This window comes from Pirellulales bacterium (assembly GCA_035499655.1).
In the GTDB taxonomy this organism is placed as follows: Bacteria; Planctomycetota; Planctomycetia; order Pirellulales; family JADZDJ01; genus DATJYL01.
Map to the genome: position 1 here is coordinate 21,954 of DATJYL010000141.1, position 12,583 is coordinate 34,536.

16 protein-coding genes are annotated in these 12,583 nt (G+C 56.1%); 10 read left to right on the forward strand and 6 right to left on the reverse strand.

The window, feature by feature from the left end; translation table 11 throughout:
* The first annotated feature begins 132 nt into the window (after positions 1–132).
* Positions 133–1,701, forward strand: a complete 1,569-nt coding sequence (gene gltX / locus VMJ32_09915; protein HTQ39335.1) for a glutamate--tRNA ligase — start codon at positions 133–135, stop codon at positions 1,699–1,701.
* Between the two features lie 185 nt (positions 1,702–1,886).
* Positions 1,887–2,342, forward strand: coding sequence for a transposase (locus VMJ32_09920; protein ID HTQ39336.1), 456 nt, complete (start codon positions 1,887–1,889; stop codon positions 2,340–2,342).
* A 353-nt stretch (positions 2,343–2,695) separates the two neighbouring features.
* Here the strand turns inward: VMJ32_09920 and VMJ32_09925 are convergent, their stop codons facing one another.
* The 3 genes from VMJ32_09925 to VMJ32_09935 are packed head-to-tail and all read right to left on the reverse strand — an operon-like array spanning position 2,696 to position 3,870.
* A complete protein-coding gene (locus tag VMJ32_09925) occupies positions 2,696–3,103 on the reverse strand; it encodes a HEAT repeat domain-containing protein (protein ID HTQ39337.1) in 408 nt (135 codons plus the stop codon).
* A 4-nt stretch (positions 3,104–3,107) separates the two neighbouring features.
* The gene (locus VMJ32_09930; GenBank protein HTQ39338.1) at positions 3,108–3,560 is read right to left on the reverse strand and encodes a VOC family protein; all 453 of its coding nucleotides are present in this window, start codon (positions 3,558–3,560) and stop codon (positions 3,108–3,110) included.
* Positions 3,561–3,591: 31 nt separating this feature from the next.
* The gene (locus VMJ32_09935; protein ID HTQ39339.1) at positions 3,592–3,870 is read right to left on the reverse strand and encodes a hypothetical protein; all 279 of its coding nucleotides are present in this window, start codon (positions 3,868–3,870) and stop codon (positions 3,592–3,594) included.
* Between the two features lie 193 nt (positions 3,871–4,063).
* On the opposite strand from VMJ32_09935, the gene VMJ32_09940 reads away from it, so the two are divergent.
* The 5 genes from VMJ32_09940 to VMJ32_09960 are packed head-to-tail and all read left to right on the forward strand — an operon-like array spanning position 4,064 to position 7,442.
* Positions 4,064–5,854: a glutamine--tRNA ligase/YqeY domain fusion protein gene (locus tag VMJ32_09940; protein ID HTQ39340.1), complete on the forward strand. Its 1,791-nt coding sequence runs from the start codon at positions 4,064–4,066 to the stop codon at positions 5,852–5,854.
* A 53-nt stretch (positions 5,855–5,907) separates the two neighbouring features.
* Positions 5,908–6,414: a DinB family protein gene (locus tag VMJ32_09945; GenBank protein ID HTQ39341.1), complete on the forward strand. Its 507-nt coding sequence runs from the start codon at positions 5,908–5,910 to the stop codon at positions 6,412–6,414.
* On the forward strand, positions 6,381–6,941 hold the full coding sequence (locus VMJ32_09950) for a DinB family protein (protein ID HTQ39342.1): 561 nt from the start codon (positions 6,381–6,383) through the stop codon (positions 6,939–6,941). The genes VMJ32_09945 and VMJ32_09950 overlap by 34 nt, the downstream gene beginning before the upstream one ends.
* Before the next feature lie 38 nt (positions 6,942–6,979).
* Complete coding sequence (locus VMJ32_09955) at positions 6,980–7,255, forward strand: BrnT family toxin (GenBank protein HTQ39343.1); 276 nt, start codon at positions 6,980–6,982, stop codon at positions 7,253–7,255.
* Complete coding sequence (locus VMJ32_09960; protein ID HTQ39344.1) at positions 7,239–7,442, forward strand: hypothetical protein; 204 nt, start codon at positions 7,239–7,241, stop codon at positions 7,440–7,442. The genes VMJ32_09955 and VMJ32_09960 overlap by 17 nt, the downstream gene beginning before the upstream one ends.
* Before the next feature lie 65 nt (positions 7,443–7,507).
* Here VMJ32_09960 and VMJ32_09965 read toward each other — a convergent pair whose 3' ends face one another.
* Both VMJ32_09965 and VMJ32_09970 read right to left on the reverse strand, forming a co-directional pair.
* On the reverse strand, positions 7,508–7,999 hold the full coding sequence (locus VMJ32_09965; protein HTQ39345.1) for an MOSC domain-containing protein: 492 nt from the start codon (positions 7,997–7,999) through the stop codon (positions 7,508–7,510).
* A complete protein-coding gene (locus VMJ32_09970; protein ID HTQ39346.1) occupies positions 7,999–8,385 on the reverse strand; it encodes a hypothetical protein in 387 nt (128 codons plus the stop codon). Before VMJ32_09970 ends, VMJ32_09965 begins: the two co-directional genes overlap by 1 nt.
* A 190-nt stretch (positions 8,386–8,575) precedes the next feature.
* Here VMJ32_09970 and VMJ32_09975 point away from each other — a divergent pair, with 190 nt between their 5' ends.
* The 3 genes from VMJ32_09975 to thpR all read left to right on the forward strand — a co-directional run bounded on the left by VMJ32_09975 (position 8,576) and on the right by thpR (position 10,567).
* Complete coding sequence (locus VMJ32_09975; GenBank protein HTQ39347.1) at positions 8,576–9,478, forward strand: PfkB family carbohydrate kinase; 903 nt, start codon at positions 8,576–8,578, stop codon at positions 9,476–9,478.
* Positions 9,479–9,531: 53 nt separating this feature from the next.
* On the forward strand, positions 9,532–9,924 hold the full coding sequence (locus VMJ32_09980; GenBank protein HTQ39348.1) for a GxxExxY protein: 393 nt from the start codon (positions 9,532–9,534) through the stop codon (positions 9,922–9,924).
* A 67-nt stretch (positions 9,925–9,991) separates the two neighbouring features.
* Positions 9,992–10,567: an RNA 2',3'-cyclic phosphodiesterase gene (gene thpR, locus VMJ32_09985; protein HTQ39349.1), complete on the forward strand. Its 576-nt coding sequence runs from the start codon at positions 9,992–9,994 to the stop codon at positions 10,565–10,567.
* A gap of 219 nt (positions 10,568–10,786) precedes the next feature.
* Here the strand turns inward: thpR and VMJ32_09990 are convergent, their stop codons facing one another.
* Complete coding sequence (locus tag VMJ32_09990) at positions 10,787–11,392, reverse strand: pyridoxamine 5'-phosphate oxidase family protein (protein HTQ39350.1); 606 nt, start codon at positions 11,390–11,392, stop codon at positions 10,787–10,789.
* Positions 11,393–12,583 lie beyond the last annotated feature (1,191 nt).

Sequence of the window (12,583 nt, forward strand, 5' to 3'; positions counted from 1 at the left end):
CCAATGCGTTGTTGGGCAGCGGGTCGTTGGTCATTTCTGCTGCCATTCCCCATTCCACACTCCCCATTCCCCACTAGCCCGTTTCTCTGGTAGCTTAGTTCTCAATAAGCTCAAAGTTTCAGAGGATGAGGCATGGCTAGTCCCGTTCGCACACGTTTCGCTCCCAGTCCCACCGGGTATTTGCACATCGGCGGCGTGCGCACGGCCCTGTTCAATTGGCTGTTTGCTCGGCGGCACGGCGGTCAATTTCTGCTGAGAATTGACGATACCGACCAGGAGCGCAATGTGGCCGAGGCGCTCGCGCCCATTTTGCACGGCTTTCGTTGGCTGGGCATCGATTGGGATGAAGGGCCCGAAGTCGGCGGCCCGTTCGCACCGTACTACCAATCGCAGCGGCGCGATCGCTATCAGCAAGCCATCAACAAACTGCTCGACGGCGGTTTCGCTTACTGCGATTACGCCACCACCGAGGAAATTCAGGCCGAGCGCGCCGCCGCCGAAGCCGCCAAGCAGCCCTTTATTTACAGCCGCCGCTGGATGGCCGACACCGTCGATACCCAGCGCCGCTTCGAAGCCGAAGGCCGCAAAGGCGTAGTCCGACTGAACATGCCGCACGAGGGGCAACTCGTCATTCACGACCTGATCCGCGGCGACGTGCAGTTCGATTGGGTCCGCGAGCAAGATCACGTCATCCAGCGCGCCGACGGCACGCCGCTATACAACCTGGCGACGGTCGTCGACGATCACGATTTCCAAATTTCGCACGTCATTCGGGCCGAGGAACATCTTTCCAACACGCCGCGGCAGGTGTTCGTGGCCCAATCGCTGGGTTACCCGTTGCCCGAGTACGCCCACGTGCCGTTTGTGGCCGAGCCCGGCAGCAAAAACAAACTGAGCAAGCGCAAGCTCGGGCAATACCTGAAGAACCAAGATTTCGCCCGACTGTACAAACACGGCGTCGACATCGCGGCCAAGCTTAACTTGGCGGCGACCGCCGAAACGTTCAACCCGGTGATCGTCGATTTTTACGAGCAAGTCGGCTACCTGCCCGACGCCATCATCAACTATTTGATGCTGCTGGGCTGGTCGTTCGACGACAAAACGGAATTCTTCACGCGCGAGCAAATGATCGACAGCTTTTCACTGGAGCGCGTGAACAAAGCCCCGGCCAGCTTCGACCCCAAAAAACTATGGGCCTTCGAAGACCACTACCTGCAAGAGCTGCCGCTGAAGCAGAAAGTAGCCAAGACGTTGCCGTTTTTGCAACGCGCCGGATTAGTGGCTGAGCCGACGCCGTGCGACGTGGGCCCGCAACTGACAAAAATCGTTGCCGCCGCCGCCGACCGGATAAAAGTGTTCGGCGACATACTGGACTACGCCGATTTTTTCCTGCCCGACGATCAGTTGCCCTACGACGAAGCCGCCTTCGACAAACGCATTCGCAATACTCCCGGCGCCGCCGAAATTTTAACCGCGGTCAAAGAATTATTGGCCACGGTCGAACCGTTCGAACCGCCGCAACTGGAAACGACGCTGAAAGCTATCGTCGAGCAGCGCCAAATGAAAATGGCCGATCTGGTGCATCCGCTGCGCATCGCGCTGACCGGCAAAGGCGTCGGCTTCGGCCTGTTCGACACGCTGTCTATTCTCGGCCGCGAAAAATGCCTAGCCCGCATCGACCGAGCTTTGGCACGAAAGTGAATGAATCCGAAGCTATGGCCCAAAGGACGGACGTTGGCCACACGATATTTTTCGGAACAACATGGAAAATTAGGTGCTGAATTGTGGCCCAAAGGGCCAAGCTATGTCAGCCCAGGCCAACGGCCTGGGTCGATATCATCCCGCATAATCAAATAAGCCCAAACGGGGCGAACTAGAGCCCCTTCATGCCGCAATCGTTATCCAAGGTCATCGTTCACACGACATTCAGCACTAAGGGTCGTGTCCCGCTCTTACAAGATGTGGCTTTGCGGCGTGAACTTTACGCTTACCTCGCTACGGTGCTGAAGAATATCGATTGTCCCGCGCTGGTAATCGGCGGAATTGCCGACCATATTCACATTCTGAATTTGCTGGCGCGAACGCGCACGATTGCGGAAGTGATCGAGGAAGCCAAAACTTCCACTTCGAAATGGATCAAGACGAAGGCCGCATCGCTGCGCGATTTCCATTGGCAAAACGGTTACGGCATGTTTTCCGTCAGCGAATCGAAAGTGCCTGACGCGCGGCGATACATCGAAAATCAGGAGGAGCACCACCGCACATTGACTTTTCAAGAAGAATTTCGCGCGCTTTGCCAGCGGCACGGCATTCAGATCGACGAACGATATGTGTGGGATTGATTTCAGTGCGCCCCGTTGGGGCTTTAGGTTTCGTGTGCGTCCGTAAACCCAGGCCGACGTCCCGGCGCGCCGGGACTTGGCCTGGGCTAGCATAGTTCAACCCGTTGGGCTGCATCTGCACGTCGTAACGACCAATGCAAAGTGCATTTACCAACATGCGCCTTTTGAAAATACATCGCCGGCTGAAATGTGGCCCAAAGGGCCTAATGCGGCCAGTCCGGGCTCAATGAAATTGGGCGATATCGTTGATTCGATATCCGAAACTGTGGCCCAAAGGGCCAACCGATGTCAGCCCAGGCCAACGGCCTGGGTCAACGTGCCCAATCACTACCGTTAGCCCCAACGGGGCGAAATTAGGATTTCAGCTTGAGCTCGATTTGCTCAATCGCCTCATCAATCCACTGCCGAAATTCTTGGGCATCGCCTTGCTTGGAAAATTGTTTTGTCTGCGCTTGACGAAGAACTGCCAGTGATTCAGGCGACGCCAGTGCAACCAGCCCATCCAGCGCTTGTTGCCAAACCGCAGTGTTTGGATCGTGCAGCGCTTCGCCGAGCAACGGAATAATGGACAAATCGCGCCTCTGCCACAAAACTTCGATGGCGAATTCACGAATACTCGGGTCTGACTCGCTGCGATAGAGCGCGACCAAATCAGGAACAACGCTACTGTCCGATTCCAATAGACCGAAGAATGCGGCGCTGTTATCCTCGGCTCTTAGCCGTTCTAAATAATATGCGGCTACGTCAGAATAAACTTGCATCGGGTTAGCCCTGTTTCGCCTTCTCCGCAAAAAACTTCGCTGCCCGCTGCTGAATTTCCTGCGTCGTCAACACTTCCTTGTGCGTCGCGATCCACCACATGTTGCCGACCGGGTCTTTCACGCTGGCGGTGCGGTCGCCATAGAACATGTCGGTCGGCTCGGTTTGCGATTCTCCGCCCGCCGCCACGGCCTGTCGGTAAGTGGCATCGCAGTCGGGCACATATAAATACAGTACGGTCGGCCAGGTGTGGTGTCCCGCCGGCGGCTCGCCAACCATCAACAGCGAATCGCCAATCCGCACCTGGGCGTGCAGCACGCCTCCATCGGGCCGCGTGAATTTTTCACCCACTACGCCACCAAATGCCTGCTGGGCGAACTCGAGCAACCGGGCCGCATTGGGCACGACCAAATACGGCGTAACGGCGTGGCAATTTTCGGGGATGTAATTTGCTTTCATGTTTCGCGGCTCCAAGGATGAGGAGCAGGGTTTAACTTGCCGGTGACCGACGTCCAGCCAGAATGACGAACCAGGTGCCCAGCACGCACACTGCTATGGTCGCCAACAACGCCATCCACCAACTTCCCGCCGGCAGACACAGCACGCCGGCGAATGCTAAAATGCTTGCTTGCCAAACAAAAGGCAGCGTCGGCGAAATGCTATTGCTGGGGTCGGAACTTTTGCTATGCGTTTGTCGATATTCCCTGCGCACCGCAATGAACACTTCGAAGCCGGCCAGCAACAAAAAGAACAATCCGGCCCAAATCATCAGCGCACCTTGGAAAATCAGGCTCAGTTACCTGGTTCGCAGAATAGCTCAGTATAGTGCACTGGGCTGGCACTTACAAAACCTGATGGCAGTGACGCTCTTGCTTGAAACAGCCCCTTGCGAGAAACTATCGACCGTGTCCTCTCCCAGGCACTATATAAAGGCACCCAATACCAATTACCGTCAATTCATCATGCCCGACGAACCCCGTTCGCTGAATTTCATCGAAGAAATTATCGAGGAGCACGCCCGCACCGGCCGGTTTGGCAATCGGGTGCAAACGCGGTTCCCGCCGGAGCCCAACGGTTATTTGCACATTGGCCACGCCAAAAGCATCTGCCTGAATTTCGGTCTGTCGATCAAATACCAGGGCACGTGCAACCTGCGGTTCGACGACACCAACCCGACCAAGGAAGAAGAAGAATACGTCGAATCGATCGAGGAAGATGTCCGCTGGCTCGGCTTCCACGTGCCGCCGCCCTTGTACGCCAGCGATTACTTCGAGCAAATTCACGCCTGGGCCATCCAGCTCATTGAAGCCGGCCACGCCTATGTGTGCGATCTGAACGCCGACCAAATCCGCGAATATCGCGGCACGCTCACTACGCCGGGCAAAAACAGCCCGTTCCGCAACCGGCCCGTCGCGGAAAATCTCGACCTGTTCGCCCGTATGGGAAAAGGAGAATTTCCCGAAGGCTCGCGCACGTTGCGGGCGAAAGTCGACATGGCCCATCCCAATTTGAACATGCGCGACCCGGTCATGTACCGCATTTTGTACTCCAAGCATCACCGCACGGGCGACCGCTGGTGCATTTATCCCATGTACGATTGGGCCCACGGTCAAAGCGATTCCATCGAAAACGTGACGCACAGCATTTGCACGCTGGAATTTGAAAACCACCGCCCACTGTACGATTGGTATTTGGACCGCATCATTGAATGTAATTCTCATAAAGCCGCGACCGCTGGTCGCGCTGCCACCCCGTACCCCGGCCCTCTCCCACAAGGGGCGAGGGAGAAATCCACGCCACACGCATCCATCATCCATCCCCAGCAAATCGAATTCGCCCGCCTCAATCTCACCTACACCGTAATGAGCAAGCGCCGGCTGTTAGAACTGGTGAAAGACAAGCACGTCGCCGGCTGGGACGATCCGCGGATGCCGACGATTTGTGGTTTGCGCCGCCGCGGTTACACGCCCGAATCGATCCGCCTGTTCTGCGACCGCATTGGCGTGGCCAAATTCAACAGCACCATCGACATGGCCGTGCTGGAAGGTTCGGTCCGCGAAGATTTGAACCGCCGTGCTCCGCGCCGCATGGCCGTGCTGCGGCCGTTAAAAGTGGTGCTCGATAATTACCCGGCCGACAAAACCGAAATGCTCGAAGCGGTGAACAACCCAGAAGACCCCGCCGTCGGCAAACGGCAAGTCCCGTTTTCGCGTACGCTATATATCGAGCAGGACGATTTCCGCGAAGAGCCGCCGAAAAAATTCTTTCGCTTGGCCCCCGGCGCCGAGGTGCGGCTGCGGTATGCATACATCATTAAATGCGTCAGCGTTGCCAAGGACGCCAGCGGCAATATTACGGAAGTGCATTGCACGTACGATCCGGAAACCAAAAGCGGCATGCCGCAATCGGACCGCAAAGTGAAGGGCACCATTCACTGGGTCAGCGCATCGCACGCCGTGACCGCGCCGGTGCGGCTGTACGATTATTTGTTCAACAAAGCCGATCCGGACGAATTCCCCGCCGGCCAAAATTACTTGATCAATCTCAACCCCAATTCGCTGGAAACGCTGACCGATGCCAAATTGGAGCCCAGCTTGGCCGATGCCGCTCCCGGCGATAGCTTCCAATTCGAACGCAACGGTTACTTCATCGCCGACAAGCTCGATTCCCGGCCCGGCCGGTCCGTCTTCAACCGCACCGTCACGCTCAAAGATACCTGGGCCAAAATCGAACAGAAAGCCGGCGGTAAATAGTCCAGCAATAGCTGCCAATTGACGGCCCACCAACAGTACCTATACTGTTGTTCATGGATATCCTTGACCGCTTGCTGGGCCACGATTCCTGGACCACGCGCCAATTGCTCGTGCGCTGCCGCGAATTAACAGACGAACAGCTCGACACGCAATTCGACATTGCCCACCGTTCCGTTCGGGCTACTCTGCTGCACATGATCCGCAACATGGAAGTCTGGACCGACCTAATTGCCGAGCAACCAATCCGTCCGAACCAAAATAATTTGCCCGAGGGGCGCTCCGTCGACGGCCTCCTGCGCCGGCTCGATATTGTCTCCGCCGATTTAGCGGCCGTCAGCACGCGCCTGCAGCGTGAAAACAAACTCGACGAATGCTTCGTCGATCATTTGGACGACCCGCCGCGGAAAAAGCCCTACGGCGGGGCCATCGTCCACGTGATTACGCACAGCATGCACCATCGGGCCCAACTGCTGTACCTGCTGCGATTACTGGGGCTGCAAAATTTACCCGAAGGGGATGCCCTTGGTTGGGAAATGCAATTGCGGCGGAATTCAAGCTGATTCACGAAAGGGCCTTTCTGATGTTGGAACTTTACAAGCAAACGGTCGCCAGCCAGTTCGAAGCCGCCCTGGCCATGCTAAAACAGTGCGTTACCGCCTGCCCGAGCGAGTACTGGGAAGGCAAAATCGCCAACGACACGTTCCGCTACGTGGCCTATCACACGCTCTTCTTTGCCGAATTCTATCTCTCGACCAGCGATGCCGAATTTAAGTTGCATCATTTTCATGATCGCGGCGGCGACGAACGGGGCAAACAGGCGAGTCCCGGCCTGTCTCAGCCAGATACGCTGGAATACGCCCGGCTGGTCCACCAGAAGCTGCGCGACGCACTAGCCGCCGAAACGGTGCAATCGCTCGCCGGCCCTTCGGGCATCGCCCGCCGAAAATGCTCCCGCGCTGAGTTGCACATTTACAACCTGCGCCACGTCCAGCACCATACCGGCGCCATGTACGCCTACTTGCGTCGTATCGAACCCACCCTGGCCGACAACCAATCGCTCCCCTGGGTCAGCTCCGGCTGGCGATAAGAACCGAGTTTTCAATTCCAAAAGATCACGGGGCGACAATGCAATTTGAATGGGATCTTCAAAAAGCAACTCGAAATTTGGCCCGCCACGGTGTATCCTTTGAGGAGGCGGCCACGGTGTTCGCAGATCCGCAGGCCATGACGTATTTTGATCCCGATCACTCCGATCAAGAAGATCGATTCCTCACGATTGGAAATTCCTCTGCAGGACGATTATTGATGGTTTCACATACCGATCGGGGTGAACTCACAAGAATTATCAATTCCCGCAAATTAACTCGACGGGAGCGGAAACAGTATGAAGAAGAAACGTAACGCAAAGAAAAACGGCGAATTGCGTGAACAATACGACCTCAAGAAACTTAAGGGCGGTGTGCGAGGAAAGTACGCCAAGCGCTATCGCTCTGGAACCAATCTGGCGCTCCTAACACCAGAAGTGCGGGCGGCATTTCCTACCGATGCCGCTGTCAACCAGGCATTGCAATCTCTAATGCTGCATTAAATTTCGTTGAACCTTTGCTGCGAAAATCTGTGATCGGTTAACTGATCTCGCGCCAAAGTTTGCTGTTACCCCTGCCGCACCACGTCCCCCGCTTGCAGCGTGCCGGAAGTTAAAATTTCCGCCCGCAGTCCGCCCCGGTGAAGCAGGGCTTGCCTGATCCCCGGCACGGTCAGCTTTTCTAAATGCCCGCACGGCTCGCACAGCTTGATGCCCCGCAGCCGCACCGGCCCGACCAGAAATTCGCGCCCCACTAAATGATTCAGCGGCACGCCGCGCACCAGCAAATTGCGGCGCGATTGGGCCGGCGCAATCGTCACCTCGCAATCTCGGGCGACTGCCTCCAGGGCCTCCGCTTCAATCAGCGTGATCTGTGTTTCCGGATCAATGGTTGTCGGGTCGGCCGCCGTATCGGGCCAGTCGGAAAATGTGCCGCTGCCCGCAGAGTAACGGTCCCCTTGCAGACCCTTGGCGGCAATCGCTTGGGCGCTTTCCACCGGTTGCATCGGCCCCGCTTTCATCGATCCAATAAAAATCGCTTCGAGTGTTCCTTCAAACATCAGTTTGCTTCCGTCTGAGATTTCATCGGTTTCATGTGTGTCCAGTAGCCAAATTTCACCTTGCTGATGGCTTTCCACTGGGCCTTCAAAGTGGCGATGACCGGATCGGGAACGATAGGGACCGTGGACAATTTCCGAAAGTGCGAATACAAGAGCGACATTTCTGGGCAAGGAAATTGCCACACGGAACCGATGCCCAGTCCTGCCGTTGGGTCGTGCAGCATCAGCAGATAAATCGTGCCGCCGTAGCGATGTGGCTGGCTCAGCTCCCAGCCGGAGTTGCCGCGGGGGCATTTTTCCAACTTCATTCGTTTGCGCCGAGCATACTTGGCGACCACCTCGGCGATGGGTTCGAAGAGACGTTCGATATCGTCAGCGTTTGACATAGGAGTCCGGTTGAAAATGTCCAATGACCAAGCACCAATGACCAATGATCCTCGGAAATAACAAAGGAGCAAGGACGAATGACCAAGGGCCAAAGACCGCCGTTGCGGGGCGTTAGTTCGCGCTTCATAATGTGGCAAGTTTTGGCCGCCATGCAAGCCGGACTTCAAAAATCGCCCCAAGGAATTTCCCATGCCGCTGTTGGTCGTCGGTTCCGTCGCCTTAGATAGTGTCGAAACTCCCACCCAGCGCCGCGATAACGTCCTGGGCGGGGCGGCGGTCTTCTTTTCCTACTCGGCCAGTTATTTTTCGCCCGTGCAGTTGGTGGGGGTGGTCGGTGAAGATTGGCCCGCCGAGCACACCCAACTGCTCGAAAGCCGCGGCATCGACACCGCCGGCCTGCATATCGTCAAAGGGGGCAAAACGTTTCGCTGGACCGGTAAATACCAGCCCAACATGAACGACCGCGAAACGCTGGAAGTCCACCTGAACGTCTTCGGTGATTTCAATCCGGTATTGCCCGAAGCGTACAAGCGTTGCAAGTTCTTGTTCCTGGCCAACGGCTCCCCCGTGCTGCAAATGAAAGTGCTCGATCAAGTCGATGGCGCCCTGCTCACCGTGGCCGACACCATGGACTTGTGGATCAACATCCAGCACGATGATTTAATGCGCCTGTTTAAGCGGATCGACGGCCTGGTCATCAACGACGCCGAGGCGAAGCTGCTCACCGGCGACGAAAATTTGGTCCGCGCCGGCAAAGCCATTTTGAAGTTTGGCCCGAAGTTTGTGATTGTGAAAAAAGGGGAGCACGGGGCGATGTTTTTCAGCGAGCACGAAACCTACGTCATGCCCGCTTATCCCACGCCGAACGTGATCGATCCGACCGGGGCCGGCGACAGCTTTGCCGGCGGCATGATGGGCTACCTGGCCGAAAAAAATAACTTCGACCCCCGCACGCTGAAAGAAGCCCTGGCCTATGGCATTCTCACCGCCAGCTTTACCGTCGAAGATTTTTCGCTTGAGCGGCTGAAAAAAATCGAACGCCCCGACCTGGAACGCCGCATGCAAGAATACAAAAAAATGCTGAGTTTTTGAACCAGGTTTGAACCGCAGAGACGCGGAGACGCAGAGAGGGCAAGGAAGAAATAATGGGGCAGGATGGCGAACGGTACGAGAATCGGATTACGGAAGCCATTATTGGGGCAGCGATCGAAGTGCATCGGTCGCTGGGGCCGGGATTGCTTGAATCGGCCTATGAAGAGTGTTTGTGTTATGAATTGAGTGTCCGCGAACTGAAATTTCAGCGACAAGTGCCGCTGCCCGTTCGGTATAAAGAAGTTTTATTGGATTGCCGATACCGAATTGATTTAGTTGTCGAAAATGTGATTGTCGAATTAAAAACAGTTGAGAAACTACTACCCATTCACGACGCTCAATTGCTCACCTATTTGAAACTTTTTAATAGCCCCATCGGTTTGCCGATCAACTTCCAAGTTCCTGTCCTCAAAGACGGAATCAAACGAGTCGTGCATCATTTCTAAACTTGCTTTTATCCTCTCCGCGTCTCTGCGTCTCCGCGGTTAATTCTGAATTTTATTGCTCATCGCCATGTCCGTGCTGCGAGTTTTTACTGCTGTCGAAATTTCCCCGGAAATCCGCTCCGCCGCACTGCGGCTTATCGAACGGCTGCGTGTGGCTTCGGCCAAAGTCACGTGGACCAAAGCCGCCAACTTGCACTACACGCTCAAATTCCTCGGCGACGTGCCGATGGAAAAAACCGCCGCCATTTGTCAGGCGGTGAAAGCCGCCGCCGAACCCTTCACCCCCTTCGACATCGTCTCGGCCGGCGTCGGGGCGTTTCCCTCAGCCGGTCATCCCCGCACGCTGTGGCTGGGCGTAACCGACGGGGCCGAGCAAATGGAATTGCTCTTTCAAGCCCAGGAACGCCTGCTGGAACCGCTCGGTTTTCCGCGCGAGCATCGCCGCTTCACGGCCCATTTAACGCTGGGCCGTGTGCGCGATTCGAGCCCCGCGGCATTGCATCAACTGACGGAACTGCTGCGCAAACACGCCGAATTCGACGCCGGCGCCATGACCGTCGACAGCGTCACCGTCTTTTCCAGCACCCTCGGTCGCGATGGCCCAACCTACGAAGTTCTTTCCCGCGCGACCCTGAACGGCTAAATTCACCACGGAGGCACAGAGACACGGAGCGGAAAATGACGAAGGACTAATGACGAATGTCTAATGAATGACCAATGACCAAGTCACAATGACCAAGGATGCTGAGCGCTTCATCATTCGGATTTAGCTTCGCCACTTCGTGTGGTCATTCTTTCGACATTCGTCATTCGACATTAGGAATTCGCTGCACTGCGCTCTCCGTGCCTCCGTGGTGAAAATCTACTGACCACGCTGCGCCAGTTCCGCTTCCAGTTCCTTAATCCGTGTTTGTAGTTGTTCGATGATGGGCGCTACATCTTTCACCGCCACACGCTTGTGAATATGTTGCGGGCAGTTCATGTCCCAAGCTGTCAGCGTGAACACGATCGCCCGTTCGGGTTTGCCGGCGCGATATTCTGAATCGGCCAGTTGTGAGAGCAGGGCCTCGTCGTTCTCCACCACTTTGGCCGTGCCCCACAATTTCACGCGCCGGCTATGAGCGTAATCCATCAAAAAAATAAATGCCTTTGGGTTCTCCGATAAATTGCCCAGCGTAATGTATTGCCGGTTGCCGCCGAAATCGGCAAAGGCCAGCGTGTGCTCGTCGATCACTTTCAAAAACCCAGGCGAGCCGCCGCGGTATTGAATGTACGGCTGTCCCGCGGCGTTAGCCGTGCCCAGATAGAACATGTCCAGGCCGCTAATGAACTTCGCCAATTGCGGCGTGACGACCGTCTCCCAGCCGGTATCTTCTTCCATTTCGGCGTAGATGTTCCGCGAGCCTTTTTCAGTTTGTATGGCTTTCACGGCAGGGGTGAACGCAACATCGCTGGGAATTTCGGCCATGACTGAATTCTCCGTAACCGCAAACCGCTGCAGGCGCAAAACAGATGAACTGAGACATAGCATTGTACAGAACCAGGCAATAGACCGCAGAATGGATTTCTGCGAATTCGTTCTGACGGTGCGCGATGTTTGTCAGTGGCCGGCTGTACCATCTGCCGGCACGCCATCGAATCGCCGGTGCCGGGCCGCCCGCGCCAGCCGTCGGCCGCAACGGCCCACACTCGCATTGCTGCGAAGGGGAAGCGCCTTGTAAACTTGCCCATCCCGGCATGGAAGCTTGCCCCTATGAATTTGAAAGTGGCGTGTGATGGCCTCTTGCGTCACGCACGCCTGCCCACCGCGTCCAAACTATCCTCTTCCGTGAAAAACAGGTCGGAAGTGTATCCCGACATTTTCACTTCGCCCCGAGCGAACGCCGTTTGACGCCGTCAGGCCCCCCATCTGGACCGCCCGACGAAAATTTGCATCCTCGATTATTCATAGTTAAATTAATTATCGCCGAGCCCAATGGGAACGCCGCGACGCGAGGCACTCCAGCATTTCCGCTGACCGTGTTTTACTCACTTGCAGCCGGTCGGCTGGGCTCGGCATGTACGATTGTTTAATCGTCCCTAGTCCGTTGCAAGCAAGGTACCTGGGACACAAACAGGCTGCTCCAACCTCATCGTTTAGTCGCGAGCAGCAGGCGAGCGCTCTCATCCGGCCGCCGTCCCCATCACAAAGCTGGCGATGGCATCGTCGGCCCACGCGCTCGTTTGCCCATGCACCGCCGTACAAAGCCGCGACCGTCGCTCGCGCTGCCGGCCAGTCCCTCTTTGCCCGCCCGCCGCCCAACTCATTTAGCCCCGGTCAATGACCTGCGGTAAAAAACATCACCACGGCCGCTAATCTCTGCTTTCTCGTCAATTGCAGCCCCCGAGCTTTCCGGCAACCGCCCCAATTTTTCCGTGGAAATCGGGCCTCTCCATCCGCTGCAAAAATTCCAGACAAAATCGGCGAAACTCTACTTGATTCAGCGGGAAAAACCGATATACTGTCCACGTGTTCAGTAATCGGGTAAAATTGCCGATAAACCAAATGGCACTGGCCGGGGCATTTCGCAGGACGCGGCCAGCTTGCACTTTCGGGCTTTCTGCGACATAAAGGATGCACATTGCATGGTTACTGCCGTAAAAACAGACAATGGAAAAG

Excerpts from the sequence above, each read along its gene's own strand:
- VMJ32_09980 (HTQ39348.1), top strand. The coding sequence starts at position 9,532 with ATGGGGCAGGATGGCGAACGGTACGAGAATCGGATTACGGAAGCCATT.
- VMJ32_09940 (HTQ39340.1), top strand. The coding sequence starts at position 4,064 with ATGCCCGACGAACCCCGTTCGCTGAATTTCATCGAAGAAATTATCGAG.
- VMJ32_09990 (HTQ39350.1), bottom strand. The coding sequence starts at position 11,392 with ATGGCCGAAATTCCCAGCGATGTTGCGTTCACCCCTGCCGTGAAAGCC.
- VMJ32_09945 (HTQ39341.1), top strand. The coding sequence starts at position 5,908 with ATGGATATCCTTGACCGCTTGCTGGGCCACGATTCCTGGACCACGCGC.
- VMJ32_09970 (HTQ39346.1), bottom strand. The coding sequence starts at position 8,385 with ATGTCAAACGCTGACGATATCGAACGTCTCTTCGAACCCATCGCCGAG.
- thpR (HTQ39349.1), top strand. The coding sequence starts at position 9,992 with ATGTCCGTGCTGCGAGTTTTTACTGCTGTCGAAATTTCCCCGGAAATC.
- VMJ32_09975 (HTQ39347.1), top strand. The coding sequence starts at position 8,576 with ATGCCGCTGTTGGTCGTCGGTTCCGTCGCCTTAGATAGTGTCGAAACT.
- gltX (HTQ39335.1), top strand. The coding sequence starts at position 133 with ATGGCTAGTCCCGTTCGCACACGTTTCGCTCCCAGTCCCACCGGGTAT.
- VMJ32_09935 (HTQ39339.1), bottom strand. The coding sequence starts at position 3,870 with ATGATTTGGGCCGGATTGTTCTTTTTGTTGCTGGCCGGCTTCGAAGTG.
- VMJ32_09960 (HTQ39344.1), top strand. The coding sequence starts at position 7,239 with ATGAAGAAGAAACGTAACGCAAAGAAAAACGGCGAATTGCGTGAACAA.
- VMJ32_09920 (HTQ39336.1), top strand. The coding sequence starts at position 1,887 with ATGCCGCAATCGTTATCCAAGGTCATCGTTCACACGACATTCAGCACT.
- VMJ32_09930 (HTQ39338.1), bottom strand. The coding sequence starts at position 3,560 with ATGAAAGCAAATTACATCCCCGAAAATTGCCACGCCGTTACGCCGTAT.
- VMJ32_09955 (HTQ39343.1), top strand. The coding sequence starts at position 6,980 with ATGCAATTTGAATGGGATCTTCAAAAAGCAACTCGAAATTTGGCCCGC.
- VMJ32_09925 (HTQ39337.1), bottom strand. The coding sequence starts at position 3,103 with ATGCAAGTTTATTCTGACGTAGCCGCATATTATTTAGAACGGCTAAGA.
- VMJ32_09965 (HTQ39345.1), bottom strand. The coding sequence starts at position 7,999 with ATGTTTGAAGGAACACTCGAAGCGATTTTTATTGGATCGATGAAAGCG.